This window comes from Pseudarthrobacter sp. NPDC092424 (genome assembly GCF_044754925.1).
Lineage (GTDB): Bacteria > Actinomycetota > Actinomycetes > Actinomycetales > Micrococcaceae > Arthrobacter.
Genome location: NZ_JBIVQC010000010.1, coordinates 68682 through 94581, shown reverse-complemented (window position 1 = coordinate 94581; position 25900 = coordinate 68682). Strand labels below are relative to the sequence as shown.

The following is a 25900-nucleotide window of genomic DNA, read 5'->3' as shown; positions in this document are numbered from 1 at the left end:
CGCTCGGCTTCCGCAACCTCGCGAACTACACAGCCAGGAGCCTGCTCGAGGCCGGAGGTTTCAGACCCTCGCTACACCCTTGATTCCGAAGAGCCATCATAGGCTCCTCGAGGAGTTCCGACATCCATGTCGTATCTGAGCGAGTGGCTCGCGCCAGAAATGCCATCCATTTCTGCATTGACTCTCTCATTAGTGAATCCGCATAGGCATCTACGGCGCTTTTCACGAAACTTTCTATGTCTGGTAACGCGGTGATTTCCTTGAACTCAAATTTCCTATCGGAATCATTCAAAGGGTGGGGATTGAATAACAAGCTGGCTGAAATCACTCGTAATATGAACGCTTCGAATTGTGAGACGGAGGAGACGAAGAGAGATTCAAGCATGAATTCTGATCTTGAGCGCTCCCGCTCCAATCGAATTACACGTCTAAATGCGACAAATACTGCCCATTCCGGCAGTCCTGCTTCTAGCGTCAACCTCTCGGCTACGGCCGCGACCTCCGCAAATTTCGCCATTTCCGCGTAGTCATCTGGCTGTGTCTCCGCAGTCCACGGGGGATTAGTTTCACTAGTTGATTTTTCGCCTGGCTCACTGGTTGATTCGCTCGCCGCTTTACGGGCACGGGTCGAATCGAGCGCCTCGCTCATCGCCCTAATTGACTCGTACAGATCGTGCGCTTGGTCTGCAGCCAGGGTCGGCACGCCCAAGTGTTCTGCTAATCGCCGGGCCCTGTATGCTGCATGATCCAAGCGCGTTGCTTCTCTTTCGGAAAGCTCAACGAGATCAAGGGTGGCAATCTGCGAAGTGAGATACACGTTTCGGGCTGCGCGGAGTCTTCTGGCTGCTTTGTTGACGCTTGTCGATTCGGTCATGGATCAATGTTCGCGGTTTCATCCAGCTACTGGAATAGGGCGCGCAGGCTCGCGGCACTTTGGTTAACCCTTGCGAGTGGCCTGGAGCGATTGGGGGCGCGGCGCAGCCGACCCCCTTCACTTGAAATAGGCAACGTTTCTCGTATGGGCAGAGAGAGTCACAAAGGCTCATGCCCTGGCGGTGCTGCTCAGGTTGATATTTGCCGTGGAACTGTGATTGCTGACAGACGCCCGGTGGTCTTGGTTGGCTCAAGGAGTCCCTTGACGCCCGTCAGCGAAGTCCCCGCATAGAACTAGTGGAGGCCCGGTGATGCGGGTGGTCTTGGTTGGCTCGAGGAGTCTCAGGATGCCCGTCACCGAATCTCCACGTAGCAATCACATCAACCGAAAGCAGGTCATCATGGCAGCACGTGCCAAGGCCCTCCGGATCGCTGGTTCCAGCGAGTCCGTTTTCAAGTCCCTCTTCGCTACGGGCTACGTGGCCCCGAAGTGGAAGTTCCAGAAGGACAACTTCGACCCCTCCAACCGCGAGCAGCAGGCCAACCGCGAGGGCGTCCTGCTGTGGAGGCTCGGGGTCGTCTCCCTGTCCTACGGCGAATTCGAGGTCACCGTGGCCTCGGCCCAGCAGCCCGTGATCGAGGCTGAAACCCCGGTCCGCCTCAGCGGGCTGACCATCGGCGGCGGTGCTTCGGGCCTGTGGTTCGCCGCTGACGCCATCTCCCTGGCGGCCGCCGCGTGAGGCCGCCCAAGGGCCTCCCGAAGTGGGCCGAGAAGTCGTGGGCCCGCATGCACGCTGAGTCCGACGTCAAGCTCACCACGGGTGTGACCGAGGGCTTCATCGAAGCGCCGGCCGAGCCCGTCGAGGGCGACGTCAAGTGGGAGCCTCCGAGCCCGCTGGCCCGCCCGCTGCCGACAAAGATGGCCTATGAGATCCTCGAAAGAGAGTGCAAAGCGATGCGGGAGGCGCTCGCCCACTTGAGCGTCGTCCTCGACGTCATGGAGAAGACCCTGCACGACGCGCAGACCCGCGTGACGCCCATCTTCTAGGCCCCGTGCCGTGCGGGTCGGGGTTCGCTCCGGCCCGCACGGCGGGCTTCGAGACGGTACGGGCGTCGTCCTGGTCCGCGGAGGGCACGGTGCGTAGCACCGAGCCCCGAAGCGGTCAGGACGCGCCCCGATCCGTCGCGGGTGGGACACGAGGGTCCTGTGGGTCGTCTCGGCGCATGTCGAGACGGCCGAAGCTTAGAGAGGTGTACGCAGCGGGCGAGGAGCGCGCCCGCTGAACTTCTGCGACGCTCCCGGGGCACCCCTGCCAGGACCCCGCAAACATATACATGAACGGATGGCCTTCCTGGCAGGCCTGAGCAGCATGGTCGGCCCGCGTCCGGATGCTCGAAGGAACGAAACTAATGGGCCCGCAGTGCGTCCGGCGCGAAAAAGAACGGCGGCGGACCCCGAAAAGGGGTCCGCCGCCGTTCGCGTGCGGGAGGCTAGTCGCGCTTGAACTCGTCCTTGATGTCTTCGCCGACCTTCTTGGCGTCGGCCTTGACCTGGTCGGCCTGGCCCTCTGCCCTCAGGCGGTCATTGTCTGTTGCGTTGCCTGCAGCTTCCTTGGCCTTGCCGCCCATGTCTTCTGCTGCGTTACCGATCTTGTCTCCGAGGCCCATTGTGGTGGCCTCCTTTCGTTTCCGGTGATCAAACAATGCGGTTTCACCATAACACGAAGCTTGCTTACTATTTCAAGCCCCGCGGGCGGAATCGGACTAGGCTCAAGCCCATGGAACATTCCACCACCCTCACCCAGCACATTCAGGCGACGCCGGAGAGCGTGTGGGCGGTGATCACCGATATTCCAGGCTCGGCGGCCACGCTCAGTGGCGTGGAGTCGGTGCAGCTGCTCACCGACGGCCCCTACGGAGAGGGCACGCGATGGCGTGAAACGCGAAAGATGATGGGCCGCTCCGAGACGGTGGAGATGTGGGTGGCCGCGGCAGACCCCAGCCGAAGCACGGTGGTCAAGGCCGTGCAGGGCGGAGCCGACTACACCACCCGCTTCAATCTGTCCCCGCGCGACGGCGGGACGGACCTGACGCTTACGTTCGCGGCGAAGGTCATGAAGCCCACGGCCGCCAGCCGGATCCTGATGGCACTCTTCGGCGGGTTGGGCATGTCCCTGACCCGTAAGGCGCTGGCCAGGGACATGGCGGACATCGCGGCCAAGGCAGAGTCCCGCTAACAACGCAACAGGGGTGTCTTGGGGCGGGCGGCCGTGTACTATTTACAGAACGAACGGTCGGTAAGTGGGTCATGCCCGCGGTACCGTCCGCCGAGACAGTGCTGTTGATCGCGTGAAGGGTGTTTCCATGGCTGCAACCGCAGGGCCGCAGGCTTTCCTTGTTGGCGGGGTACGTACGCCGGTGGGCCGGTACGGCGGGGCGCTCTCGTCCGTCCGCCCCGATGACCTCGCCGCCCTGGTGGTCCGCGAGGCCGTAACCCGGGCCGGCGTGGATCCGGACAGCATCGAGGAGGTGATCTTGGGCAACGCCAACGGTGCCGGCGAGGAAAACCGCAATGTCGCCCGCATGGCCACCCTCCTGGCCGGACTTCCCCTCCATATCCCCGGCATCACCGTGAACCGGCTGTGCGCCTCCGGCCTGAGCGCCATCATCCAGGCCAGCCAGATGATCAAGGCAGGAGCCGCGGACATCGTCATAGCAGGCGGCGTCGAATCCATGAGCCGCGCGCCGTGGGTCCAGGAAAAGCCCGCCACCGCGTTTGCCAAGCCCGGCCAGATCTTTGACACCTCCATTGGGTGGCGCTTCGTCAACCCGAAATTCCAGAAGGGCGAACTCGCGCGCCACGGCAAGATGACATACTCCATGCCGGAAACCGCCGAGGAGGTGGCCCGTGTGGACAACATCTCCCGCGAGGACGCCGACGCGTTCGCCGTCCGCTCCCACGAGCGGGCGCTGGCCGCCATTGAAGCCGGCCGGTTCAAGGACGAAATCGTCCCCGTCACGGTTAAGACCCGAAAGTCCGAGACCGTGGTGGACAGCGACGAAGGTCCCCGCCAGGGCACCACGATGGACGTCCTCGCCGGGCTGCGCCCCGTGATTCCGGGCGGCTCCGTAGTCACCGCGGGCAACTCCTCCACCCTCAACGACGGCGCCTCAGCGATCATCGTCGCCTCCGAAGCAGCCATCGAGCGCCTGGGCCTGGTGCCGCGCGCGCGCATTATCGACGGTGCCTCGGCCGGTTGCGAGCCCGAGATCATGGGCATCGGCCCGGTCCCGGCGACGCAGAAGGTGCTCAAGCGGAGCGGCTACGGCGTGGGTGACCTTGCCGCCGTCGAACTTAATGAAGCTTTTGCCACCCAGTCGCTGGCGAGCATGCGGCGCCTGGGGCTGGATCCGGAGATCGTGAATAACGACGGCGGCGCGATCGCCCTGGGGCACCCGCTGGGTTCCAGCGGGGCCAGGATCGCGATCACGCTGCTGGGCCGGATGGAGCGCGAGGACGCCCGGATCGGCCTTGCCACCATGTGCATCGGTGTTGGCCAGGGCACGGCCATGCTGCTGGAGAAGGTCTGATGGCCGGCGCCGTGGACCTCGCTGCTGAAAAATTTGAGGCGCTGCTGGTCGAAGAGCGCCCGGACCGGGTGGTGGTGCTGCTTAACCGGCCGCAGGTGCGCAACGCGATCGACCAGCAGATGGTCGATGAACTCCACACCGTCTGCGCAGCGCTGGAACAGGACCCGAAGGTCCTGGTCATCGCCGGTGTTGAAGGTGTCTTCGCCTCGGGTGCGGACATCGCCCAGCTGCGAGAGCGGCGGCGTGACGATGCCCTGCAGGGGATCAACTCCACCATCTTCGTGCGGATAGCGAAGCTGCCCATGCCCGTGATCGCTGCCCTGGACGGTTACTGCCTGGGCGGCGGCGCCGAGCTGGCATACGCCGCGGACTTCCGGATCGGCACGCCCTCGGTCAAAATCGGCAACCCCGAAACCGGCCTGGGCATTCTGGCCGCCGCCGGCGCCAGCTGGCGGCTCAAGGAACTCGTGGGGGAGCCGGTGGCCAAGCAGATCCTGCTGGCCGGCAGGATCCTCGGCGCGGAGGAAGCCCTGGCAGTCAACCTCATCACGGAGATCCACGAGGCTGACGGGCTCATGGCCGCCGCACACAGTTTGGCGGACCGGATCGGCCGGCAGGACCCGCTGGCCGTGCGGATCACCAAATCCGTGTTCCACGCGCCGGCCGAGGCGCACCCCCTGATCGACCAGCTGGCCCAGGGGATCCTTTTTGAATCCCAGGCAAAGTTCGACCGCATGCAGGCGTTCCTGGACAGGAAATCACAGAAGAAGGACCAGCAGTGACCAACTCCGAGTTGCCCGCAGAGCTGCCCCGCGCCGTCGGCGTCCTGGGCGGCGGACGGATGGGAGCCGGCATCGCCCACGCGTTCCTCATCAAGGGCGCGGACGTGCTGGTGGTGGAACGTGACGAGCAGTCGGCCGAAGCCGCGCGGGAGAGGGTGGAGTCCGCTGCGGCGAAGTCCATTGAGCGGGGCGCCACGGACGCCAACCTGGACGAGATGGCCTCCCGGCTGACGGTCGGCGTGGACTATGAGGCCTTCAAGGACCGGCAGCTGGTGGTCGAGGCCGTTCCCGAGGACTGGGACCTGAAGGTCGCATCGCTGCGCGGCATCGAGGAACGCCTTGCCGCGGATGCGTTCCTCGCCTCCAACACCTCGTCGCTGTCCGTCAACGGCCTGGCCGCCGAACTGGCCCGGCCGCAGAACTTCCTGGGCCTGCACTTCTTCAACCCCGTCCCCGCGTCCACCCTCATCGAGGTGGTGCTGGGCGAGAGGACGTCTCCCGAACTCGCTGCCGCGGCAAAGAGGTGGGTCGAGGCACTCGGCAAGACCGCCGTCGTCGTCAATGATGCCCCCGGCTTTGCGTCCTCCCGGCTTGGCGTGGCCATCGCCCTGGAGGCCATGCGCATGGTGGAGGAAGGCGTGGCGTCCGCCGAGGACATCGATAACGCCATGGTGCTCGGCTATAAGCACCCTACCGGGCCGCTGAAGACCACCGACATCGTAGGGCTGGATGTCCGGCTCGGCATCGCCGAATACCTGCACTCCACCCTGGGCGACCGGTTCGCGCCGCCGCAGATCCTCCGCGACAAGGTGGCCCGCGGCGAGCTGGGGCGCAAGACCGGCAAGGGATTCTTCGACTGGCCGGCAGCGGGCAACTAGCCAAACAGCCCCACGATGTAGCCAATAAAGAAGAGCAGGAACAACAGCACGCCCGCGCCGATGGCCGCGAGCCAGAACACTTGCTGGCCCTTCCCGGATCCGGGCTGGCGCGGCTCCTGCGTGCCGGTCACTGACCCTTCCCCCGGCGGAGTTTCGCCCGGCGGCACTCCGCCGCCGGGTTCGAGGCCTGTGACCCTGTCGTCATCCGGATCCGGGTTGGTACCTGACATTTCAACTCCCTTGGCTTGCGCTGCTGGTGCTGTGCCCAGCGTAGCCGGGGATGGCCTTCCCTCCTAGGACCGGCTACGCCCGGGCCAGCTGCTTCAGGCTGACTGAGGCCAGCAGAGCGTCTGCGTATGCGTCGTGCCCGTCAGCGTTCGGATGGAAATTCCGGGGATCGAACAGGTTTCCGCTGTCGAGGAAGATCCACGGATCGGTTGAGTTGACCGCGTGGCCGGCAAACGTGCCGGTCACATCGACGTACTGGACCTGCGTTCCGAACAGGTTCTTGGCGGTTGCCGCCGCAGACGCGATGGTCAGGTTCAGCCCGGCCGTTCCGCCGTTGACCAGGGCCTGGGCCGGTGTTGGGATGATCGGGACAGCGGACGTGTCAAAGAGCATCGGATAACCCAGGACAGCAATCCTTGCCCGCGGTGCGTAGCTCTGGATGGCGGCGAAGGTCTGGACCAGGTTGGCGTGAACGGCCGGCAGGGCGGCTGCCGCGGCGGAACTGGCAGCGGTGCACGCCTCGATGGTGGACGTGGCGCACGTGTAGAGGATGGCGCTGACCCCGATATCGTTGGCCCCGGCGGTGATGCTGACCAGTTCGGTGTCCCTGGAGAGGCGGCCGCTCGCCATCAGGCCGCCGATCTGGGCCTGGACGCTGGTAACGCCGATCGACGAATCCACGAGCAGGGCACCGTGGCAGGCCGCGGTGCCGGCGAGGGAGACCGGGACCACGGCGTCGACATGGTCGACGTACCCGCCGGCCGTCTGCGTGCACGGCGGCGTCGGGACGAAGGCGGCGGCGCCGGTCCCCGCTGTATAGGAGTCCCCGACGGCCACGTAGTCCACATCCTTCGGCGGCGGCGCCGCCTCGGCCGGAACGGCCGTGAAACCAAGTGCCAGGGCCAGGGCGGCGAGGAAGGCCGCTAAAGCCGGGTGCCGCCGTCGTGCATTTTCCATCAGGTTCTCCTTTGACGCGTGAGAGCAAAAAAAGGGGGTGTCCGATGAACGCTACGCCTGCCCGGGCCGGCCGTCACGAGTACGAGGTACCCGATTTTCCCCTACTTCCGCCGCTCCATGAGCAGGTTGGTGATGCGAAGGGTGCACAGGCGCTGGCCGGCGTCGTTGGTGATGAGTACCTCGTGGGTGGTGAGGGTGCCGCCCAGGTGGATAGGCGTGGCGGTGATGGTGATCTGGCCCTCGCGTGCGGACCGGTGGTGCGTGGCGGAAACGTCCACACCCACCGCCGTCTTGCCCATGGTGCTGGCGTGGATCACTGCTGCCCAGGAGCCCACCGCCTCGCCCACGGCCAGGGACGCCCCGCCGTGCAGCAGTCCGAATGACTGCCGGTTCCCCTCAACGGGCATGGTGGCCACCACGCGCTGGACGGATTCCTCGACGATCTTCACGCCCATCTTCTCGTCGAGCTCGCCGAGCGTGATTTTCCACAGCCCGGTGTCTGTGGGGGAGCGGTCGGCAGGCGTGGCGGTCATGGTTCTCCTCGGCAGTGGCGGAACGTCCGGCGTGCAAATTCCTAGTGTGCACCACGGCGCATTCATGTACTGTAGTTATATTACCGAACGGCCGGTCAGTAATGATCGACCGTCTTCGTCTGCCCCCATGTTGGAAGGACCAGTCAACGATGACCACCACTGCCACAGCTCCCCAGGCCACGGTCGACACCGTCGAGACCGTCCCCAGTTTCGTCCAGGACCGCTGGTGGACGCCCGACGCCGGCTCTGCAGCTTCCGCTGTCCCCGTCCGGGATGCCAGCACGGGTGAGCTCCTGGCCAGGGTGAGCACGGAAGGCCTGGACCTCGCCGCCGTCGTGGAGTACGGCCGCACCGTGGGCCAGGCCGAACTCGGCAAGCTGACCTTCCACCAGCGCGCCCTCAAGCTCAAGGAACTGGCGCAGTACCTCAATGCCCGCCGCGAGCACTTCTATGCCTTCTCCGCGCAGACCGGCGCCACCAAAATCGACTCCATGATCGACATCGACGGCGGCATCGGCGTCCTCTTCACCTTTGGCTCCAAGGGCCGCCGCGAGCTCCCCAACGCCCAAGTGGTGGTGGATGGCCCGATGGAGATCCTGTCCAAGGACGGCTCGTTCGCCGGTGAGCACATCTACACGCGCATCCCCGGCGTAGCCGTGCAGATCAACGCGTTCAACTTCCCCGTCTGGGGCATGCTGGAAAAGCTGGCGCCCGCCTTCATCGCCGGCGTCCCCACCATCGTCAAGCCGGCCACCCCCACCGGCTACGTTGCCGCCGCCGTGGTGAAGGCCATTATTGAATCCAACATCCTGCCCAAGGGATCGTTGCAGCTGGTCTCCGGCTCCGTCCGCGGGCTGCTGGACGTGCTGGACTACCGCGACCTCGTGGCCTTCACGGGGTCTGCGTCCACCGCGCAGTCGCTGAAATCGCACCGCAACGTGGTGGAGGGCGGAGTCCGGTTCACCTCTGAAACCGACTCCCTCAATGCCGCGATCCTCGGCCCGGACGCCGTGGAGGGCACCCCCGAGTTCGACGCGTTCGTCAAGTCCGTGGTCACCGAAATGACCGTCAAGGCCGGGCAGAAGTGCACAGCCATCCGCCGCGCCATCGTGCCCCAGGCGATGGTTCCGGCCGTCTCCGCCGCCATTGGCAAGCGCGTCCAGGAGCGCGTGATCCTCGGCGACCCGCGCGCGGAAGGCGTCACCATGGGTGCCCTCGCCTCCGTGGAGCAGCTCCAGGACGTCCGCGCCGCCGTCCAGTCAATGCTCGACGCCGGCGGTGAGCTTGCCTACGGAACGCTCGATTCGCCGTCGGTCACCTCTGCCGACGGAACCGCCGGGGTAGTGGAGGAGGGCGCCTTCATGTCTCCGGTGGTGCTGAACTGGCAGAATCCCGAGGCGGAGGCGATCCACTCGCTGGAAGCCTTCGGTCCGGTCTCGTCCGTGATCGGTTATAAGGACATTTCCGACGCCGTCCGCCTTGCCGCCCGCGGCGGCGGCTCGCTGGTGGCGTCCGTGTGCACCAATGATCGCGGAGTCGCGCGTGAACTGGTCACCGGCATCGCTGCCCACCACGGCCGCGTGCTGATGCTGAACCGGGAGGACGCCCGCAGCTCCACCGGGCACGGCTCGCCCGTGCCGCACCTGGTCCACGGCGGCCCGGGACGCGCCGGGGGCGGCGAGGAGCTTGGCGGTATCCGGTCCGTCATGCACCACATGCAGCGCACCGCCATCCAGGGTTCGCCCAACATGCTCACCGCAGTCACGGGCATCTGGCACGCAGGGGCGGACCGGAACTTCACCGTGGAGACCGAGGGGACGCACCCGTTCCGGAAGCCGCTCTCCTCCCTCCGCATCGGCGACGCCGTCCGGTCCGGGCTGCGCCAGGTCACCCTGGAGGACATCACCGCGTTCGCCAACTCGACCGGCGACACGTTCTACGCCCACACCAACCAGGAAGCGGCGGAAGCGAACCCCTTCTTCCCGGGCATCGTGGCCCACGGTTACCTGCTCCTCAGCTGGGCCGCCGGGCTGTTCGTGGAGCCCGCTCCGGGCCCTGTCCTGGCGAACTACGGGCTGGAAAACCTGCGGTTCATCACCCCCGTGGCGGCAGGGGATTCCATCCGGGTGACGCTCACGGCCAAGAAGATCACCCCGCGCGAAACGGATGAGTACGGCGAGGTCGCCTGGGACGCCGTCCTGACCAACCAGAATGACGAGATTGTGGCCACCTACGACGTCCTCACGCTGGTCGAAAAGTAACGGCCGAAAAATCGCGGCGCGGAAAGCGGGCCCCTAACCCCCGACGCTCTCTCACTTAATGCGCCTTAACGCCCAACGCTCTCTCACTTGGTGAGAGAGCGTTGGGCGTTTTGCAGCATTAAGTGAGAGAGCGTCCGGCGGGGAGGATCAGGACTCGGCGCCGGCGTGCAGGCCGTCGTCGCTGCTGTCGTCCTCGGGGCCGGTGCCGTGACCGGTGCTGCTCTGGTCCGAGAGGTCCATGTTGCCGCGGGCTTCCTCCATGGTGGGGCCGCCGGACGGAACACTGTAGGTGTCCGGGCGGATGCCGTGGGACTGTTCCTCGATCAGGGCCTGCTCTTCACTGAACCGGATCGCGTTCGCCTCATCGCCGGCGTCGCCCGGGACGTCGTCCCGCACCTTGGACGGGTCCGGGACGATGAAACCGGCGTCCGCTTCTTCTTTGGGGTGGCTCATTTTCTGACCTTCCTATCGGGTGGTTCTACTGGTGGGCCGCTCCACGAGGTCCGCCTTGATATCCAGGCTTTGGTCCCCGCGTTTGATCTTGAAGCCTACGGTATCGCCGGGATTCCGGCCGCGAAGTTCAGCCAAGAGCTTCTCCGGCGCCGTCAGCTGGACGCCTTCCATGGACTCCAGCGCATCCCCCGGCCGGATCCCGGCGCGCCCGGCCGGCCCGTCGCCGTCGACCGCCAGGACCAGCACGCCGGAGCCCGCCCGGATGCCCAACTGGCTGGCGATCTGCGGCGTGAGCTCACCTGGGGTCAGGCCCAGGTAGGCGTGCTCGGCTGTGCCATCCTCCAGCAACTCCTCGGCAACCTCAACCGCGGTGGCGGCGGGTATGGCGAAGCCCAGGGCCACGGCGCCGGCTGACGGCGGGATGTAGGCCTCGCTGATGCCGATGATTTCGCCCCGCATGTTGATCACGGCGCCGCCCGAGTTGCCGGGGCTGATGGGTGCATCTGTCTGGATCAGGTCCACCAGGGACAGGCTGTTGGATGCCGATCCGGGAATCGAGCGGTGCAGCCCGGAGATGATCCCGGCCGTGGCAGTGTTTTCGAAGCCCAGCGGGGAACCCAGCACCAGGGCGTCCTCGCCCACCTTGGGGAGCGTGGTCTGGTACACGGGCTTGGGCAGGCCGGTACGGTCGGCCTGGATCAGCGCGAGGTCGGTGACCGCATCCGTCGCCTTGACCGTGCCGCTCACCCGCTGTCCGTCCGCGAACCCCACTTCAACCTCGGCGGCGCCGCGCACCACATGCTCGTTGGTGAGGATCAGGCCGTCTTCGGAGTACACCACCCCGCTGCCCAGGCCGCCCCGGGTAAAAATCGTGACCACGGACGGCGACAGGTTCTCCACCAATTCCGGAAGGCTGCCCGCCGCGGCCGGCTCCGGCGCGGCACTCGGCGGGGCAACCGCCGTCGTACTCGCTGGTCCCTCTGGCGTGGGAGGCAGGGAACCGGTGCAGGCGGAAAGTACGACGGCGGCGCTTGCCATGGCGGCGGCGGCAGCCGGGCGCCGGAGGGGCTGAGCTGCGGCTGGCTTCACGGGGCAAACCTCCCTGCGGATGCTGGTCTTGCTACCACCGTAACCGTCGGGCGCGTCGATACCAAGTACGCTTAGTATCCTTGGTTGAACCGACGTACGCGCCGTTCTACTGGTGGCCGTGCAGCCCGTCAAAGGCCATGGTGATGACGTCGTCCGCCAGTTTCTCCGGCGAGAGCGACCCGCCCGGCCTGTACCACTCCACGATGGAGTTGATCATGCCGAACAGAAGCCGGGTGACCGTGCGCGGATCGATGTCCTGGCGCAGTGAGCCCTCGTCCCGGGCAGCGGAAATGAGCGCGGCCACCTTGTGGTCGAACAGGCGGCGGCGGGCCAGCGCGTCCCGCTCGATCTCCGTGTTGCCTCGCAGGCGCAGCAGCAGCGTGACGAACGGCAGCCGGTCCACCAGCACCGCCACCGTCTGCCGCAGCACGAATTCCAGCCGGGCATCCGCCGCGCCGGATGTGGCCTGCGGCTGCTCCAGGATGGCCTCCAGCCCGCCCAGCGCGTGGTCCAGGGCAAGCTTGAGGAGGTCGCCCTTGGACGGCACGTGATGGTAGATCGCTGACTTGGAGATGCCCAGGTTTTCCGCCAGGATGCCCATGGAGGTTGCGTCGTAACCATGCCGGTTGAAGACGTCCACCGCAATGCGCAGCACCGACTGCTGGTCGTAGCCCGGCCGGCCGCGCTTGGTTCCCGAAGGGGTGGCGGCTGCTGTGGTGCTTGCTGTGCTGGGCATAGAGGCTAGTTTCTCACGAACGGTCGGTCAGCCTTGTCCCTTGGGGCGCAGGTCGTAGATGCGGCGCAGCTTGCCGTTTGAGCGCTCAAGCGATCCCGGGTCCACCACATCCACGGCGCACGAAGAACCCACGTGGATCTTGATCTGCTCCTTCAAGGCACGCGCCGCCGTCGCGCATTGCTCGGGGGTGACGGCGTCCCGCCGCTCGATCCGCACGGTCAGCTGGTCCATCCGCTGGCCTTCGGGGCGGGTGAGTTCGAGCTGGAAGTGGGGGCTCAGGTCGGGGATGCGCAGGGCGATCTCCTCGATCTGGGACGGGAAGAGGTTCACGCCGCGGAGAATGATCATGTCATCGCTGCGGCCGGTGATGCGGCCCATGCGGCGGTGCGCGGGGCGGGCGGTGCCGGGGAGCAGGCGGGTGAGGTCCTTGGTGCGGTAGCGGATGATGGGTAGCGCTTCCTTGGTGAGCGAGGTGAAGACGAGTTCGCCGTGTTCGCCGTCGCGCAGGACGTTTTCCTTGCCCACCGCGGGGTTGTAAGCGTCAATAATCTCGGGGCGGAAATGGTCCTCCCAGATGTGGCTTCCATCCTGGGTTTCCACCGCTTCGCCGGCGACGCCCGGGCCCATGACTTCGGACAGGCCGTAGATGTCGCAGGCCTTGATGTCCATGGTGACCTCGAGTTCATGCCGCATCTCCTCGGTCCACGGCTCGGCGCCCAGGACCGCGAATTTCAGGGACGTGGACCGGGGATCGATGCCCATGTGCGCCATGGCGTCGGCGATGGTCAGCAGGTAGGTGGGGGTGGCCAGGATGGCATCCGGCCGGAAGTCCTGGATGAGCTGGATCTGGCGTTCGGTCTGGCCGCCGGACATCGGGATGACGGTGCAGCCCAGCGCCTCGGCGCCGGCGTGCGCGCCCAGGCCGCCGGTGAACAGGCCGTAGCCGTAGGCGTTGTGGACCTTCATGCCGGGCCGCACACCGGAGGCGCGGAGTGAGCGGGCCACGAGCTTGGCCCAGTCAGCCAGGTCCTTTTTCGTGTAGCCGACGACGGTGGGCCTGCCCGTGGTGCCGGAGCTTGCCTGGACGCGGGCTACTTCAGCCTGCGGGACGGCGAACATGCCGAACGGGTATTCCTCCCGCAGGTCCTCCTTGGTGGTGAAGGGAAAGTTGCCCAGGTCGCTGAGTTCCCGGAGGTCGCGCGGGTGGATGCCGGCGTCGTCGAACTTGCGCTTGTACAGGGGGACGCGGTCGTAGGCGTACTGAACGGTATGCTGCAGCCGGCTCAGCTGGAGCGCTTCGAGCTCGTCGCGGGAGATGGTCTCCTCGCGGTCCAGGACGGCGTCCGAGCCTGTGATATCGGCTGAAGCGGCGGTGGCGGCGGGGGTTTCAGGGGCATGGAGGGACATGGTTTTCCTACTTCTTGGAGATGGTGCGGCTGCGCCCGCGGAACTCGGCGATGAGTTGGCCGTACTGGGGCAGGGAGGAGTCTGCGGGGGAGCCGGAAGCCGGCGTACCGGCGTCGGCGGCGAATATCTGGATGTCGTAGAGCCCGCTGCGGCCGGCGCTGGAGCGGCGGTCCGCCACTGCCGTGAGCACCTGGCCGCGGAAGGCGGGCTTGAGGAAGTTGATGTCGACGCCGGATGCCACGGTGATGCTGTTTTCTTCTCCGGGTGCCGGGGCGGCGGGGTTGCACGCGAGTGCGAAGGCCGTGTCGCCGAAGGCGAAGATCATTCCGCCGTGGGCAATGCCGAAGCCGTTGAGCATTTCCTGCCGGAGGGTCATCCGGATGGTGGCGTGCCCGTCGCTGAGCGCGATGACGTCGATGCCCATCCACTCGGAGGCGTAGTCGTTCTCCAGGATTTGGTGGGGTGGGCCCGAGAGGGTTGTTCCAGCCATGCGTCATTGCCTCCAGCTTTATTTACCGAATGTTCATTAGGTAATCCCATGCAGGGGGTCGGTGTCAAGGGTTGTCCGGCGCCGGGGCCCTTCGTTTCCCTTGCCTGCAGCCCCTCCGCGAGATGGCACTTAACGGCAGTCCGGGGTGTCAACACCGCTGCGAAGTGCCAACTCGCGGAGGGGAGGTGAAAGACTGGGGTGGACCTGCATCACCACTACCTAAGGGCGGACCATGGCCAAGGGGATCTACGTCAGTGCAACCACACCCGGATCGGGCAAGTCACTTGTGGCTTTGGGCCTGGCGGACACCCTCCACCGGCATGCGGACCGGATTGGATTCTTCAAGCCAGTGGTCCAGGGGCCAGGGGACGATCCGATGGTGGCGCTGATGAAGAGCCGCTTCGAACTCGATGACCAGCGCTGCCGCGGCGGCCTGACGTTCCAGCAGGTCCGCGAGCTGCTGGCCGAAGGCAACCGGGCCGAGATCGACGCCCGCTGCGTGGAAATCTTCGCCGAAATCTCCCGCCACTGCGACGTGGTAATCGTGGAGGGCACGGACCTGACCGGCCAGGATGCCGCCGTCGAATTCGACCTGAACGCCAGGCTCGCCAACAACCTTGCCGCCTCCGTGGTGGCCGTTGTCGGAGCGAAGGGGAGGACCGTCGAGGAGGCCACCGCCGCCGTCGAGGTGGCCCGCAAGGAGCTCTCCGCGGAGAAATGCTCGCTGCTGGCCATCATGGTCAACCGCGCGAACCCGGACGACGTCGGTGCTATCGCCGCCGCCGTGAAGCCCGGCGCCTCCGGACGTCCCGTCTACGTTTTCCCCGAACTGGAGGACATCGCCCGGCCCACCACGGGTGAGGTGGCCGCGGCGCTTGGCGTGCGGCAGATCGCCGGCCGGGCAGACATGGAGCGGGACGTGAAGGACGTCAAGGTGGCGGCCATGAATGTGGGCAACTTCCTCAACGTGCTGGACGAAGGCGCGCTGGTGATCGTTCCCGGGGACCGGGCGGACGTAATGGTCGCCTGCCTGGCCTCGTCGTTCTCGCCCGAATTTCCGGTGCCGTCCGGGCTCGTCCTGACCGGCGGCCTGGCCCCGGATGCCAACATCTACCCACTGCTTGCACAGGCGCCATTCCCCGTTTTTGCCTCCGCCGAGGACACCTATGGCACAGCAAAGCGCATCTCTGAGGTCCGCAGCGAAATCTGGTCCGGGCACCGCCGCAAGGTGGCCTCCGCGCTGGGTTTGTGGTCGCGGAGCGTAGACGAGGCCGAGCTGGTGGAGCGGCTGCACCTGCCGCGGGCCGAACGCATGACACCCCTTCGGTTCCTGCACGACCTGATCGAGCGGGCCCGGGCGCAGCGCCGCCACGTAGTCCTGCCCGAAGGGACGGACGTCCGGATCCTGCGCGCCGCCGAAATCCTGCACCGCCGCGACGTATGTGACCTTACAGTCCTGGGCCCGGAACCCGAGGTGCGCGAACTGGCCTCCTCCAGCGGCATCGACCTGACCGGGATCAGCGTCGTGGACCCGGCCACCTCGGAGCTGCGCCAGAAGTTCGCTGAGAAGTACGCGGAGCTGAGGGCGCACAAGGGCGTGGACCTGCCCAAGGCGTTGGAAATCATGCAGGACGTCAGCTACTTCGGCACCATGATGGTCCAGCTGGGCGTCGTGGACGGGATGGTCTCCGGCGCCGCGCACACCACCGCGCACACCATCCGCCCGGCGCTGGAGTTCGTGAAGACGCGCGAGGGCGTAAAGATCGTTTCCTCGGTGTTCCTGATGCTCATGCCGGACCGGGTGCTGGTGTATGGCGACTGTGCCGTGAACCCGGACCCGAACGTGGAGCAGCTCGCGGACATCGCGCTGGCCTCGGCCGAGACAGCGGCACAGTTCGGCGTGGAGCCGCGCGTGGCCATGCTGTCCTATTCCACCGGGGGCTCCGGTTCCGGTGAGGCTGTGGACCAGGTGCGGCAGGCCACGGACCTGGTCCGGCAGCGGCGCCCCGACCTCGCCGTCGAAGGCCCCATCCAGTACGACGCCGCCGTGGACGCGTCCATCGCGGAGTCCAAGATGCCGGGCTCGTCCGTGGCAGGGCAGGCGACCGTGTTCATTTTTCCCGACCTGAACACCGGCAACAACACGTACAAGGCCGTCCAGCAAAGCTCCGGTGCGGTCGCCGTCGGGCCGGTCCTGCAGGGGCTCCGGAAGCCCGTGAACGACCTGTCCCGGGGCTGCACCGTGGAGGACATCGTAAACACGGTAGCCATCACGGCCATCCAGGCCCAGGCTTAGCCCCGGCGCCGGCCTCCTGATCCCGCGTTGCGTTCGTTAGCTGTTGTCCGGTTTGGCCAGGCTCTCCGGGTCTTCCTCTTTGGCGGGCTCATCGGACAGGCCCTGGGGGCTGAGGTCCAGGCCCTCAGTGTTTTCCGGGGCCTGGGGGGCCTCGCCGGTTTCGTTGGCCTTGAGCGCTCCGGTGTCGTCGAGCGCCGGGTTCGCACCCTCGACGCCGGTGGGATCCTTGGTGCCGGAGCCGCCAGGGCCGGCGCCAGCGCCGCCGTCGTGCGTTCCGCTTGCGCCCTCGGGCAGCGGCGCGGTGCTGCTGGATCCGGTATTGGTGGGGTCGTTGTCCTCGGCGGGCGTGGGCTCGTTGGTCATGCGATGTCCTCTCGGCGTGGTCCGGCCTGTCCGCTGACTGTAGGCACAGCGCCGGGGGATCCGCAAGGACCCGCCCGCCCCACTCAAACCCCGCCCGCCCCGTCCCAAACCTCGCGAGATGGCAGTTAACGGCAGTCCCGGGCTCGAGTATTGCCGTTAACTGCCATCTCGCGGAGGGGGCAACAGATAGTGTGGAACTGAACCGCGGAAGCTCAGGCTCAGGAGGCCCTTCATGCTCGTGCTCGTCATCAACTCCGGCTCGTCCTCGCTCAAGTACCAGGTGCGCGATGTCGCCGCAGGATCCGTCCTGACCGAGGGGCTGATCGAGAAGATCGGGATGGGCAACGGCGGCGGCGGGGACGGCGAGATCGAGGGTCCGCGTGACCACGCCGAGGCCCTGGAGCAGGTGGACGCCGCCATCCACAGCGAGCTGGGCGACCTGGAGCTTGGCGCGGTGGGCCACCGGGTGGTGCACGGCGGCGAGCGGTTCGCCGAACCCGTGCTGATCGACAACGAGATCACCCGCGCCATCGAACGGCTTAACCCGCTGGCGCCGCTGCACAACCCGGCCAACGTCCTGGGCATCCGCGCCATCAGCAGGAAGTGGCCGGACATGCCGCAGGTGGCCGTCTTCGATACCGCCTTTCACCGCAGCATCCCCGAGCACGCCTGGCGCTACGCCATCCCGGACGAGCTGTACACGAACCACGGCATCCGGCGCTATGGCTTCCACGGCACCTCGCACGAGTACGTCACCCGGCAGGCGGCCGCGCTGCTGGACATCCCGGCGGAGGAGTTCGACGGCGTTATCGCCCACTTGGGGAACGGCGCCTCGGTCACGGCGATCCAGGGCGGCCGGTCGGTGGATACGTCGATGGGCTTCACGCCCCTGGAAGGCCTGGTGATGGGCACGCGCTCCGGCGACCTGGACCCCTCGATCCTCGTGTTCCTGGGCCGGGCCGGATGGACGCCCGAGGACCTGGACACCATGCTCAACCGCGGGTCCGGGCTCAAGGGCCTGGCCGGCAACAACGACATGCGCTCCGTGGTGGAGGCCGCGGAGTCAGGTGACGGCCGCGCCGCGATGGCCCTCGCCGTCACGTCCTACCGCCTGGCCAAGTACATCGGCGGATACCACGTGGCAGTGGGAGGGGCGAAGGCGCTGGTGTTCACCGCCGGCATTGGCGAGAACTCGCACCAGTTCCGCGCGCTCGTTGCGGACCGGCTGGGTGCCCTGGGTGTAGAGCTCGACGGCGGCCTGAACCTTCAGCGGTCCAAGGAACCACGCGTCATTTCCACGCCGCAGTCCGGCCTGCCCGTCCTGGTGGTGCCCACGGATGAGGAACGCGCCATCGCGGAGGCGACGGCCGCCGTCGTCTCTTCATCGACTGCTCCGTAGATGCCGTTCCGGCGGCGCAAAACGGCATTATCGGAGCAGCCGACCGGGATAGGCCTAGGCGCGGCCCTTGAGGATGAGGTTCCAGTAGATCTTCGGGAAGATGTCCCGGTCCACCACCCATGAGAGCCGGCTCTCGTTCCATGTGGGCACGCGGGGGATGGTGGGCATGGGGCGGTAGCGGTCGTCGAATTCGGCGAAGACCACGGTGTCGCGCGAGACGGTAAACGGGCACACGGAGTAGCCGTTGTACTTGGCGGGGAGGCGCTTGCCCTGCCGTGCGGCCACCAGGTTCCTTGCCAGCACCTTGGTCTGCTTGCGCAGGGCGCCGCCGGACTTGGAGTTGGTGGTGCCCGCGGCGTCGCCCAGGGACCAGACGTTTGGGTACCGGAGATGCCGCAGCGTCTGCCGGTCCACCTCCACGAAGCCGCCCTTGTCCCCGGCAGCCGGCAGATCCGTGGCCTTCAGCCAGTCCGGCGCCGACTGCGGCGGTACGCCATTGAGGACGTCGTAGTGGAGCTGTTCCTCATCCCCGGTCTCGACATTGCGGATGGTGGCCGTCTGAGCAGAGGGGTCCACGGCCACGAGTTCGCCGTTCGTGCGCAGCTCGATGCCGTACTCCGCGATCTTCCGGTCCAGTTCCCGGTCCACCTCCGGCACGCCGAACACGGTGGGGTAGGGCTGGACCATCACCACGCGGATCTGGTCCAGGACGCCCTGTTCGCGCCAGTAGTCGCAGGCGAGGTACATGGGCTTCTGGCTGGCGCCGCCGCACTTGATGGGCCCCGCCGGCATGGTGAACACGGCGGTGCCGGAGGTCAGCCCGCTGAGGAGGGTCCAGGCCTTGGGAGCGAGCTCGAATTCGTAGTGCGACGCGCCATGGGGCGAGTGCACGGCCTCGGCGAGGCCGGGAACGGCGTCCCAGTCGTACTGCAGGCCGGGGCACACCACCAGCTGCCCGTAGGCCACTGTTGACCCGGACTCCAGCGTGACAGTGTTGGCGTTGGCGTCCACATCCACGGCGCTGTCCCGGATCCAGGTGACACCCCTGGGCGTCACCGACTCCTGTGTCCGGACCGCTTCCTTGGCAGACGCCCGCCCGCCGGCGATATGCGAAAACAGCGGCTGATAGAGGTGGTGGTTCTTCGGCTCGATGAGGGCCACGTCCTTGACGCCGTACCGCTCCAACCGGGCCGCCAGCGACACGCCCGCGTTGCCGCCGCCGATGACCACCACTTCGAAGCTTTTCATGCCACTCCTTCGCCCAGGGTTCGTGCGGTCCGGCCCGGAACGGATCGCGGACACCCCTACATGGTAAGCAGGGTGAGCATGTGGCGGAACCGCTGCGGCACCCCCTCGGGAGTTGAGTGTACGACGGCGGGCGGCGGCCGCCGTCGTACGCTCGACTGGGAGGGGCTTACTTCAGCCCGGCGCCCGGCAGCAGTTCGGTCGCGCCCAGGGCATCGGCGATGAATGCGTAGTCCCAGGCCCGCTCCCGCCATTGCACGTACCGTCCTGACGCGCCGCCATGCCCGCCGTCCATCTCGATCTTCATGACGACCGGCTCGGTCCCGGTGGTCTTGCTCCGCAGTTCCTGCACCCACTTGGCCGGCTCCACGTACAGCACGCGGGTGTCATTGAACGACGTGACGGCAGCGATTTTGGGGTAAGCGGCCGCCCGGACATTCTCATAGGGCGAGTAGGACTTCATGTAGCCGTACACGTCCGGGTCTGTGATGGGGTTGCCCCATTCCTCCCACTCCAGCGCGGACAGCGGCAGGTCCGGGTCCAGGATGCTGGTCAGCGGGTCCACGAACGGCACCTGCGCCACGATGGCCGCGTACTTCTCCGGGGCAAGGTTGGCCACCGCGCCCATCAGCAGGCCGCCGGCCGATCCGCCCAGCGCCGCGATCCGGGCCGGGTCCACCCAGCCGGACGCGGCCAGCCAGCCTGTGGCGTCGATGAAGTCGGTGAAGGTGTTCTTCTTGGCCAGCTTCTTGCCGTTGTCGTACCACTTCCGGCCCAGCTCACCGCCGCCGCGCACATGCGCAATGACAAACACCACGCCCCGGTCCAGCAACGACAGCCGTGCAATGCCGAACCCCGGGTCCATACTCATCTCGTATGAGCCGTAGCCGTAGACCAGGCCCGCCGCCGTCGAATCCTGCCGCACACTCTTGTGCCGCAGAACGGAAAGCGGGATGCGCGTGCCGTCCGCCGCCGTCGCCCATTCCCGGGTGGCCACGTAGTCGGCGGCGTCATATCCGCCCAGCACCGGGCTTTCCTTGCGCAGCAGCAGCTCACCGGCGGGCCGTTCCGCGGTGGGCAGCACGAAATCGTAGACGCGCGACGGGGTGAAATAGGACGTGTAGCCCAGCCGGATCACCGGGGCGTCATAGTCTGACCCGCCCACTCCGGCAGTGTAGAGCTCCTCATCGAACGCCGGTTCCACGGGCGCTTCCTGCGCCGGCGTCCCCAGCCCGGCCAGCCCCATCACCTGGACGCGCTCAATGGTGTCCTTGCGGATGGACACGATCAGGTGGGTGGCGGTGACGCCGGCGCCGTTGACGCGGACCTCCTCGGAATGTCCGACGACGGTCTGCCACCTCTGCTCCGCCAGCGGCTTTTCGAGCTCGGCCGGGTCAACCAGCGAGACCATGGAGTTCACGGCGCCGCGGTTATGCGTCAGAAGGATGCGCTCTGCACCATCCAGCAGGAAGGGCTCGGCCTCGTAGAGGACTCGCTCGCTGCGCGGGATGACGGCCCGGACTGTCCCGGAGGGGTCATCGAACCGGAGCAGGCGTGTCTCGCTGTACTCGGAGCAGCCGATCCCCAGCACCAGGTAACGCCGGTCTGCGGAGAGCTCGAAGCCCAGCCACATGGCGGCGTCGTCCTCCTGGTAGATGACTACGTCGTCGGCGACGGGCGTGCCCAGGATGTGCGCCTTCACCTGGTAGGGGCGCCAGGAATCGTCCACCACGGTGTAGAAAATGCGCGTGCCGTCGGGGGAGAATGCCACCCCGTAGAAGATGTTCTCGATGACGTCCGGCAGAAGTTCGCCGGTGCGGAGGTCCTTGATGCGGAGGGTGAACCGCTCGTCGCCGGAGTTGTCCACGGCGTAGGCGTAAAGGTTGCCGTCGACAGTCACGGCCGAGCCGCCCACGGAGAAGAAGGGCTTGCCTTCCGCCTCCACGTTGCCGTCCAGCAGGACTTCCTCGCCGGGAATCCCGATTCCCGGCTCAACCGCAGGCGGGGTCCAGTCGGCAATCTTGTCCTCGGTATCGCTGGCGCGGACGCGGCACTGGATGCCGTACTCCTTGCCTTCCACCGAGCGGCTGAAATACCACCAGCCGTCCTTCCGGTGCGGGACAGACAGGTCGGTTTCCTGCGTCCGGCCCTTGATCTCCTGGAAGATCGCCTCGCGCAGCGGTTCCTGGTGTGCCGTGACCGCCTCCTGGTAGGCGTTCTCGGCCTTCAGGTGCGCTACGACCTCGGCGGATTCCTTGTCCCGCAGCCACTCGTAGTTGTCCACGAAAGTGTCTCCGTGATGCGTCCGCTCCATGGGAATCCGCTTGGCGACGGGCGGTGAGGCGGCCGTGGCGGGGGCAGTGCTGGCGGGATCCTGCAGGGGAGTGGAGGTCATGCCTTCAATATATAGACCCCCTCGGACAATCCTGCGGCCCGTTCGCTACCGGGCAAACCCGCCTGGCCCGCTGCCGGCCACCTTCCCCGCTCCCCTCGCCGGCCCCCTTCACCGACGCTCTCTCACTTAATGCGGTTTTCCCGCTGACGCTCTCTCACTTGATCGAGCATCGGGACGCCGCCCTATCGGCGCCCAGGTCGCGGGCGTATTCTGGTCATTTGAGGCACATCCGCCCAGCGTGAGAGGGGAAGTTCCATGACCATCCCGCCAGTGCACGAACCCGAGCCGTTCCCGCCGGAGCCGGGTCCGGAACCGACATCACCTGACCCCACCCAGCCCCATCCTCCCGGACCGCCGGCGCCCGGTCCCTTCCCCACCCCCGAACCGCCCGGGCCGCTGCCGGTACCGGATCCGGGCCCGGCGCCGCTCCGCCCGGACCCGACCAGAAGCTAACCGAAGACCACCTGGCAGGGTCCCTTCCCCACGGGAAGGGGCCCTGTCTGCGCGGTTCGAACGCTCGAAAAACTTTCAAAAAATCTGTTCCGAACCGCTTGAAGACCTCCCGCGCCGGTGCTAAAAAATCTATATCAGTCAACACAGATCGGCTGATATGGAACCGTCTCTTTCGAGGAGGGAAGCCATGTTGATGCGAACCGATCCGTTCCGCGAGCTGGACAGGCTGGCCCAGCAGGTCCTCGGTACGGCAGCGCGTCCGGCTGCGATGCCCATGGACGCGTGGCGGGAGGACAAGGAATTCGTCGTTGCCTTTGACCTGCCTGGCGTAGCGGTGGATTCCGTGGACCTGGATGTGGAACGGAACGTCCTGACGGTGCGGGCTGAACGCCCTGAACCGGCCGGCAAGGACACCGAGTTGATCGCCTCCGAGCGGCCGCGCGGCGTGTTCAGCCGCCAACTGATTCTCGGAGACACCCTCGACACGGAAAACATCAGGGCCAGTTACGACGGCGGCGTCCTCACCTTGCGGATCCCCGTCGCCGAAAAGGCGCAGCCGCGCAAGATCGAGATCGAAACCAGGGGGTCGAAGCAAGAGATCGCCGCATAGTCCCGCAGGACAATTTCATAGGACCGGGAGGCCGCGCTCCTTCTGTTGGCTGCCTTTTGGGGCGATTCGCCATTCTGTGCACGCCACAGCGCCAGACAGCGCACCGGCAGCGTATGCACGGCCTTCCCGCAAGGTGGCCCCCGGTTCCGGCCGGGGGCCATCCCATGCCTGGTGGCTTTTGCGCCCGGGACCCGGGACCCCGCGTTGGGTCAGGAGCCGAGTTCCAGCATCAGCGCCGGGAGCTCGTCGGCAAGTTCGCGGGCAAGGAAGCCGAGCGGTCCCATCCTGCTGGCCAGCCGGTCGGCCGCCGCGGCGTGCATGTGAGTACCCCAGCAGGCTGCCTGCGGACCGGTGGTCCCGCGTGCCCGCAGCCCCGCGACCGCCCCGGCCAGCACGTCACCGCTGCCGGACGTCCCCAGTCCCCCGTATCCGGTGGTGATCTTCCACAGGTCCGGTTCACCAGGGCCGTGTGCCGGCGGCTGCGCGATCACCCCCTGGCAGCTGACCACGGCGTCATACCGGGCAGCCACCTCGGACACGGCTGCCTCAAGGCCGTCCGCGTGAAGATCGCCCGCATCGCGGCCCAGCAGGAGCGCGGCCTCGTTGGGATTAGGAGTGAGGATCAACCGCCCGCGCCACGGGTCCAGCTTGGTTTCCAGCCGCACCAGGGCGCCCAAAGCGTAGGCATCGAGAACGACGGCGGGACCGCCTTCCCGGCCGGCGTCACCGTCCGCGTCCTCCCGGGCAGCGTCCGCCCGCGCTGCCGCTTCCCGAGCCAGCAGCGCGCCCAGCAGCTCCTCGGCGAGGTCCAAATCGTCCAGCCCGGGGCCCACCAGGATGGCGTCGGCCCGGTCCAGGTAGGTGGCGATCCGCTCCAGCCCGCTGGCAAGTACGGACCCGCCGGAGTTTTCGGGCAGCCCGATCGAGCCGCACTCCGGCAGTGCCACCCCAACCTGGACGGCGGCGGACTCGGCTACGGCGAGCGTAAGTTTTCCGGCCCCTGCCCGGAGGGCCGCAGTCCCGGCCAGCAACGCCGCGCCGGGAGTGGCCCGCGCCCCTCCCACCACCAGCACCGAGCCGCGGGAATACTTGTCTTCGCCGGCGGCAGGCAACGGCCAGTCGCGGAGGAAGGAGGGGGTGACCAAGGCGGGCTGCGCTCCTGGACCCGCGGCGCCGCCGTCGTAATTACCGGGGGTGGACACTTGCGTCCCCGGCGTGCTCGGTGACCTCGACGCCCTGCTCCGTCAGATGGTCCGCCACGTTGAAGCTCTCCAGCGTCCACGGACCCGCGCCGGACGGGCGGACGTAACGGGTGATGGAGGCATTGAGGACGGACGTGCTTGCGGCAAGGTCAAGCAGTTCCTGCTCCGAGAGCCCCTCCATGACGTAGCGGAACAGCATGATCACGGCGTCATGGCACACCAGCATGACGCGGTGGCCGGTGCCCAGGTTGTTCAGCTCGGCCAGGACCGACCGAAGCCGCAGCGCCACATCGGCCCACGATTCCCCGCCGGGCGGCCGGTAGTACAGTTTCCCCAGCCAGAGCCGACGCTCGGCCTCTTCCGGGAAGCGGTTCTCCACGCCTAGCCGGGTGAGCCGGTCCAGGATGCCGAGCTCCCGGTCCCGGAGCCGTTCGTCGGTGACTACTTTCACCGGCCAGCCTGCCGTCTCCACGGCGATTTCCGCCGTCTGACGGGCGCGCGCGTAAGGGGAGGACACCACGGCATCGGCGCGGAACTCCTCCGCGATCCGGGCCAGCGCCGTCCCCAGCGCCTTGGCCTGTTCCTGCCCGGTCCCGGACAGATTCACGTCCGCGTCCCGGGCAGGTACGTCGATGACCTCGGCCCCCGCCAGCCGCGCCTCCGTGGCGGCAACGTTGCCCTCGCTCTCGCCGTGCCGGACCAGGAGCAGCTCCACCGCCCCGGCCTCCTGTACGGCCTCCGTCAATCCGTCGTCGTTCAAGAAAATCACCCCGTCCGCGTTCGGTGCCGAATGCAGGAACACTATCAGCGGCCTTACCCACGGTGTGGCAAAAATAACGTCCGACGGCGGTGCATCACGCGGGATACGTTGCATCACTATCTAGTTCGTGACACTATCTAGTCATGACTGCGGAGAAGCGATGGCCGAGCGACTGGGTGCGGGCGGTGCTGCCCATCTGCATCCTCCAGGTCATCGCCGACAACAGCGAAGCCTATGGTTACCAGATTATCCACGCGCTGAAGGCCGCCGGTTTTGACGGTCTTAGCGGCGGAACCGTCTACCCGGCCCTGAACCGGCTCGAAACGGATGGCTCCATAACTTCCGAGTGGCGCGAAGGCAGCTCGGGTCCGGGCAAGAAGTTCTACTACCTGACATCGGCAGGCCGCCAGAGGCTCACCGAAGCAGGTGCGGACTGGAGGGACTTCGCCGCACTCATCGACCACTTTCTCCAAGCGAAGAAAGGCTGAACAAGTGCCTGTAGACGAATACCTGAAGACCCTTGCCTACGAACTGCGGCAGCGGAAACAGAGCGAGGAGATGGTCCACAGCACGCTTCAGGAAGTCCGCAGCTATATAGCCGAGAGCGGCGAGAGCGCTGAGGCGGCCTTCGGGCAGCCGCGTGACTACGCGGCCTCGTTCCCTGAAGGAACAACCACGTCCAGAGGTGCGCGGGTGGGAACACTGGCCGGACTTGTCGTCATCGTGACACTCGCTGCCTACCTGGTCCTCCGGGGGGCCTTCGGCATCAGCTTCGGCATCTCCGGAACGCTCGCCTATTTTGGCGTGGTGGTGGCGGTCACGGCTGCCCTGATCGTGACCGGGCAGCACTTGGACAGACGTCTTCCGGACCTTCGGGAGGCCAACCGCTACTGATTCGG

Annotated in this window: 27 protein-coding genes; 12 read left to right on the top strand and 15 right to left on the bottom strand. The window is 66.7% G+C overall.

Going from position 1 to position 25900, the window contains the following annotated elements; all coding sequences use genetic code 11:
- Positions 1-25 precede the first annotated feature (25 nt).
- A complete protein-coding gene (locus ACIQCN_RS13765; protein WP_400611376.1) occupies positions 26-874 on the bottom strand; it encodes a hypothetical protein in 849 nt (282 codons plus the stop codon).
- 400 nt (positions 875-1274) lie between these two features.
- Here ACIQCN_RS13765 and ACIQCN_RS13760 point away from each other — a divergent pair, with 400 nt between their 5' ends.
- A complete protein-coding gene (locus ACIQCN_RS13760) occupies positions 1275-1613 on the top strand; it encodes a hypothetical protein (RefSeq protein ID WP_400611375.1) in 339 nt (112 codons plus the stop codon).
- Positions 1610-1921 (top strand): hypothetical protein, encoded by a 312-nt coding sequence (locus tag ACIQCN_RS13755; RefSeq protein ID WP_400611374.1) that lies wholly within the window; start codon positions 1610-1612, stop codon positions 1919-1921. Before ACIQCN_RS13760 ends, ACIQCN_RS13755 begins: the two co-directional genes overlap by 4 nt.
- 443 nt (positions 1922-2364) lie before the next feature.
- Here the strand turns inward: ACIQCN_RS13755 and ACIQCN_RS13750 are convergent, their stop codons facing one another.
- The gene (locus tag ACIQCN_RS13750; RefSeq protein ID WP_400604860.1) at positions 2365-2541 is read right to left on the bottom strand and encodes a CsbD family protein; all 177 of its coding nucleotides are present in this window, start codon (positions 2539-2541) and stop codon (positions 2365-2367) included.
- A 110-nt stretch (positions 2542-2651) separates the two neighbouring features.
- Between ACIQCN_RS13750 and ACIQCN_RS13745 the strand changes: the two genes are divergently transcribed.
- The 4 genes from ACIQCN_RS13745 (at position 2652) to ACIQCN_RS13730 (ending at position 6124) form a co-directional block, all read left to right on the top strand.
- Positions 2652-3110 (top strand): SRPBCC family protein, encoded by a 459-nt coding sequence (locus ACIQCN_RS13745; protein WP_400611373.1) that lies wholly within the window; start codon positions 2652-2654, stop codon positions 3108-3110.
- 127 nt (positions 3111-3237) lie between these two features.
- Positions 3238-4464, top strand: coding sequence for a thiolase family protein (locus tag ACIQCN_RS13740; protein ID WP_400611372.1), 1227 nt, complete (start codon positions 3238-3240; stop codon positions 4462-4464).
- Positions 4464-5246 carry an enoyl-CoA hydratase/isomerase family protein gene (locus ACIQCN_RS13735; RefSeq protein ID WP_400611371.1) on the top strand — a complete coding sequence of 261 codons (783 nt, stop codon included), beginning with the start codon at positions 4464-4466 and terminating at the stop codon, positions 5244-5246. Before ACIQCN_RS13740 ends, ACIQCN_RS13735 begins: the two co-directional genes overlap by 1 nt.
- Positions 5243-6124, top strand: a complete 882-nt coding sequence (locus ACIQCN_RS13730) for a 3-hydroxyacyl-CoA dehydrogenase family protein (RefSeq protein WP_400611370.1) — start codon at positions 5243-5245, stop codon at positions 6122-6124. Before ACIQCN_RS13735 ends, ACIQCN_RS13730 begins: the two co-directional genes overlap by 4 nt.
- Here ACIQCN_RS13730 and ACIQCN_RS13725 read toward each other — a convergent pair.
- The 3 genes from ACIQCN_RS13725 to ACIQCN_RS13715 all read right to left on the bottom strand — a co-directional run bounded on the left by ACIQCN_RS13725 (position 6121) and on the right by ACIQCN_RS13715 (position 7842).
- Positions 6121-6354 (bottom strand): DUF6480 family protein, encoded by a 234-nt coding sequence (locus ACIQCN_RS13725; protein WP_400604851.1) that lies wholly within the window; start codon positions 6352-6354, stop codon positions 6121-6123. The genes ACIQCN_RS13730 and ACIQCN_RS13725 overlap by 4 nt on opposite strands.
- Before the next feature lie 73 nt (positions 6355-6427).
- The gene (locus ACIQCN_RS13720; RefSeq protein ID WP_400611369.1) at positions 6428-7309 is read right to left on the bottom strand and encodes an SGNH/GDSL hydrolase family protein; all 882 of its coding nucleotides are present in this window, start codon (positions 7307-7309) and stop codon (positions 6428-6430) included.
- 101 nt (positions 7310-7410) lie between these two features.
- Positions 7411-7842, bottom strand: coding sequence for a PaaI family thioesterase (locus ACIQCN_RS13715; RefSeq protein WP_400604847.1), 432 nt, complete (start codon positions 7840-7842; stop codon positions 7411-7413).
- 149 nt (positions 7843-7991) lie between these two features.
- On the opposite strand from ACIQCN_RS13715, the gene paaZ reads away from it, so the two are divergent.
- A complete protein-coding gene (gene paaZ / locus ACIQCN_RS13710) occupies positions 7992-10103 on the top strand; it encodes a phenylacetic acid degradation bifunctional protein PaaZ (protein WP_400611368.1) in 2112 nt (703 codons plus the stop codon).
- A 147-nt stretch (positions 10104-10250) separates the two neighbouring features.
- On the opposite strand, the gene ACIQCN_RS13705 is transcribed toward paaZ, so the two are convergent.
- The 5 genes from ACIQCN_RS13705 to ACIQCN_RS13685 all read right to left on the bottom strand — a co-directional run bounded on the left by ACIQCN_RS13705 (position 10251) and on the right by ACIQCN_RS13685 (position 14278).
- Complete coding sequence (locus tag ACIQCN_RS13705) at positions 10251-10556, bottom strand: hypothetical protein (RefSeq protein WP_400604844.1); 306 nt, start codon at positions 10554-10556, stop codon at positions 10251-10253.
- A gap of 12 nt (positions 10557-10568) precedes the next feature.
- Positions 10569-11594: a S1C family serine protease gene (locus ACIQCN_RS13700; RefSeq protein ID WP_400605443.1), complete on the bottom strand. Its 1026-nt coding sequence runs from the start codon at positions 11592-11594 to the stop codon at positions 10569-10571.
- Between the two features lie 157 nt (positions 11595-11751).
- Entirely contained in the window at positions 11752-12381 is a 630-nt protein-coding gene (locus ACIQCN_RS13695) for a TetR/AcrR family transcriptional regulator (protein WP_400611367.1), read from the bottom strand.
- Between the two features lie 27 nt (positions 12382-12408).
- Positions 12409-13788: an AMP-binding protein gene (locus ACIQCN_RS13690; RefSeq protein WP_400611366.1), complete on the bottom strand. Its 1380-nt coding sequence runs from the start codon at positions 13786-13788 to the stop codon at positions 12409-12411.
- A 7-nt stretch (positions 13789-13795) separates the two neighbouring features.
- On the bottom strand, positions 13796-14278 hold the full coding sequence (locus ACIQCN_RS13685; RefSeq protein WP_400611365.1) for a hotdog fold thioesterase: 483 nt from the start codon (positions 14276-14278) through the stop codon (positions 13796-13798).
- Between the two features lie 232 nt (positions 14279-14510).
- Here ACIQCN_RS13685 and pta point away from each other — a divergent pair, with 232 nt between their 5' ends.
- On the top strand, positions 14511-16574 hold the full coding sequence (gene pta, locus ACIQCN_RS13680) for a phosphate acetyltransferase (protein WP_400604837.1): 2064 nt from the start codon (positions 14511-14513) through the stop codon (positions 16572-16574).
- Between the two features lie 36 nt (positions 16575-16610).
- Here the strand turns inward: pta and ACIQCN_RS13675 are convergent, their stop codons facing one another.
- Positions 16611-16937, bottom strand: a complete 327-nt coding sequence (locus ACIQCN_RS13675; protein ID WP_400604836.1) for a hypothetical protein — start codon at positions 16935-16937, stop codon at positions 16611-16613.
- 232 nt (positions 16938-17169) lie between these two features.
- On the opposite strand from ACIQCN_RS13675, the gene ACIQCN_RS13670 reads away from it, so the two are divergent.
- Positions 17170-18336: an acetate kinase gene (locus ACIQCN_RS13670; RefSeq protein WP_400611364.1), complete on the top strand. Its 1167-nt coding sequence runs from the start codon at positions 17170-17172 to the stop codon at positions 18334-18336.
- 54 nt (positions 18337-18390) lie between these two features.
- Here ACIQCN_RS13670 and ACIQCN_RS13665 read toward each other — a convergent pair whose 3' ends face one another.
- Both ACIQCN_RS13665 and ACIQCN_RS13660 read right to left on the bottom strand, forming a co-directional pair.
- Positions 18391-19584: an NAD(P)/FAD-dependent oxidoreductase gene (locus ACIQCN_RS13665; RefSeq protein WP_400611363.1), complete on the bottom strand. Its 1194-nt coding sequence runs from the start codon at positions 19582-19584 to the stop codon at positions 18391-18393.
- Positions 19585-19750: 166 nt separating this feature from the next.
- Entirely contained in the window at positions 19751-21976 is a 2226-nt protein-coding gene (locus ACIQCN_RS13660; protein WP_400611362.1) for a S9 family peptidase, read from the bottom strand.
- Between the two features lie 640 nt (positions 21977-22616).
- Here ACIQCN_RS13660 and ACIQCN_RS13655 point away from each other — a divergent pair.
- Positions 22617-23039, top strand: a complete 423-nt coding sequence (locus tag ACIQCN_RS13655; protein ID WP_400604830.1) for an Hsp20/alpha crystallin family protein — start codon at positions 22617-22619, stop codon at positions 23037-23039.
- A 209-nt stretch (positions 23040-23248) separates the two neighbouring features.
- On the opposite strand, the gene ACIQCN_RS13650 is transcribed toward ACIQCN_RS13655, so the two are convergent.
- Together ACIQCN_RS13650 and ACIQCN_RS13645 are read right to left on the bottom strand one after the other, a co-directional pair.
- The gene (locus ACIQCN_RS13650) at positions 23249-24241 is read right to left on the bottom strand and encodes an NAD(P)H-hydrate dehydratase (protein ID WP_400611361.1); all 993 of its coding nucleotides are present in this window, start codon (positions 24239-24241) and stop codon (positions 23249-23251) included.
- Positions 24225-25010 (bottom strand): histidine phosphatase family protein, encoded by a 786-nt coding sequence (locus ACIQCN_RS13645; protein WP_400604828.1) that lies wholly within the window; start codon positions 25008-25010, stop codon positions 24225-24227. Before ACIQCN_RS13645 ends, ACIQCN_RS13650 begins: the two co-directional genes overlap by 17 nt.
- A 134-nt stretch (positions 25011-25144) precedes the next feature.
- Between ACIQCN_RS13645 and ACIQCN_RS13640 the strand changes: the two genes are divergently transcribed.
- The gene (locus ACIQCN_RS13640; RefSeq protein ID WP_400611360.1) at positions 25145-25489 is read left to right on the top strand and encodes a PadR family transcriptional regulator; all 345 of its coding nucleotides are present in this window, start codon (positions 25145-25147) and stop codon (positions 25487-25489) included.
- A gap of 4 nt (positions 25490-25493) precedes the next feature.
- Entirely contained in the window at positions 25494-25895 is a 402-nt protein-coding gene (locus tag ACIQCN_RS13635; protein ID WP_400611359.1) for an HAAS signaling domain-containing protein, read from the top strand.
- Positions 25896-25900: the final 5 nt, after the last annotated feature.

Excerpts from the sequence above, each read along its gene's own strand:
- ACIQCN_RS13670 (WP_400611364.1), top strand. The coding sequence starts at position 17,170 with ATGCTCGTGCTCGTCATCAACTCCGGCTCGTCCTCGCTCAAGTACCAG.
- ACIQCN_RS13705 (WP_400604844.1), bottom strand. The coding sequence starts at position 10,556 with ATGAGCCACCCCAAAGAAGAAGCGGACGCCGGTTTCATCGTCCCGGAC.
- paaZ (WP_400611368.1), top strand. The coding sequence starts at position 7,992 with ATGACCACCACTGCCACAGCTCCCCAGGCCACGGTCGACACCGTCGAG.
- ACIQCN_RS13700 (WP_400605443.1), bottom strand. The coding sequence starts at position 11,594 with ATGGCAAGCGCCGCCGTCGTACTTTCCGCCTGCACCGGTTCCCTGCCT.
- ACIQCN_RS13655 (WP_400604830.1), top strand. The coding sequence starts at position 22,617 with ATGTTGATGCGAACCGATCCGTTCCGCGAGCTGGACAGGCTGGCCCAG.
- ACIQCN_RS13740 (WP_400611372.1), top strand. The coding sequence starts at position 3,238 with ATGGCTGCAACCGCAGGGCCGCAGGCTTTCCTTGTTGGCGGGGTACGT.
- ACIQCN_RS13690 (WP_400611366.1), bottom strand. The coding sequence starts at position 13,788 with ATGTCCCTCCATGCCCCTGAAACCCCCGCCGCCACCGCCGCTTCAGCC.
- ACIQCN_RS13695 (WP_400611367.1), bottom strand. The coding sequence starts at position 12,381 with ATGCCCAGCACAGCAAGCACCACAGCAGCCGCCACCCCTTCGGGAACC.
- pta (WP_400604837.1), top strand. The coding sequence starts at position 14,511 with ATGGCCAAGGGGATCTACGTCAGTGCAACCACACCCGGATCGGGCAAG.
- ACIQCN_RS13745 (WP_400611373.1), top strand. The coding sequence starts at position 2,652 with ATGGAACATTCCACCACCCTCACCCAGCACATTCAGGCGACGCCGGAG.
- ACIQCN_RS13640 (WP_400611360.1), top strand. The coding sequence starts at position 25,145 with ATGACTGCGGAGAAGCGATGGCCGAGCGACTGGGTGCGGGCGGTGCTG.
- ACIQCN_RS13735 (WP_400611371.1), top strand. The coding sequence starts at position 4,464 with ATGGCCGGCGCCGTGGACCTCGCTGCTGAAAAATTTGAGGCGCTGCTG.
- ACIQCN_RS13765 (WP_400611376.1), bottom strand. The coding sequence starts at position 874 with ATGACCGAATCGACAAGCGTCAACAAAGCAGCCAGAAGACTCCGCGCA.
- ACIQCN_RS13760 (WP_400611375.1), top strand. The coding sequence starts at position 1,275 with ATGGCAGCACGTGCCAAGGCCCTCCGGATCGCTGGTTCCAGCGAGTCC.
- ACIQCN_RS13675 (WP_400604836.1), bottom strand. The coding sequence starts at position 16,937 with ATGACCAACGAGCCCACGCCCGCCGAGGACAACGACCCCACCAATACC.
- ACIQCN_RS13715 (WP_400604847.1), bottom strand. The coding sequence starts at position 7,842 with ATGACCGCCACGCCTGCCGACCGCTCCCCCACAGACACCGGGCTGTGG.
- ACIQCN_RS13685 (WP_400611365.1), bottom strand. The coding sequence starts at position 14,278 with ATGGCTGGAACAACCCTCTCGGGCCCACCCCACCAAATCCTGGAGAAC.
- ACIQCN_RS13725 (WP_400604851.1), bottom strand. The coding sequence starts at position 6,354 with ATGTCAGGTACCAACCCGGATCCGGATGACGACAGGGTCACAGGCCTC.
- ACIQCN_RS13665 (WP_400611363.1), bottom strand. The coding sequence starts at position 19,584 with ATGAAAAGCTTCGAAGTGGTGGTCATCGGCGGCGGCAACGCGGGCGTG.
- ACIQCN_RS13750 (WP_400604860.1), bottom strand. The coding sequence starts at position 2,541 with ATGGGCCTCGGAGACAAGATCGGTAACGCAGCAGAAGACATGGGCGGC.
- ACIQCN_RS13720 (WP_400611369.1), bottom strand. The coding sequence starts at position 7,309 with ATGGAAAATGCACGACGGCGGCACCCGGCTTTAGCGGCCTTCCTCGCC.
- ACIQCN_RS13660 (WP_400611362.1), bottom strand. The coding sequence starts at position 21,976 with ATGACCTCCACTCCCCTGCAGGATCCCGCCAGCACTGCCCCCGCCACG.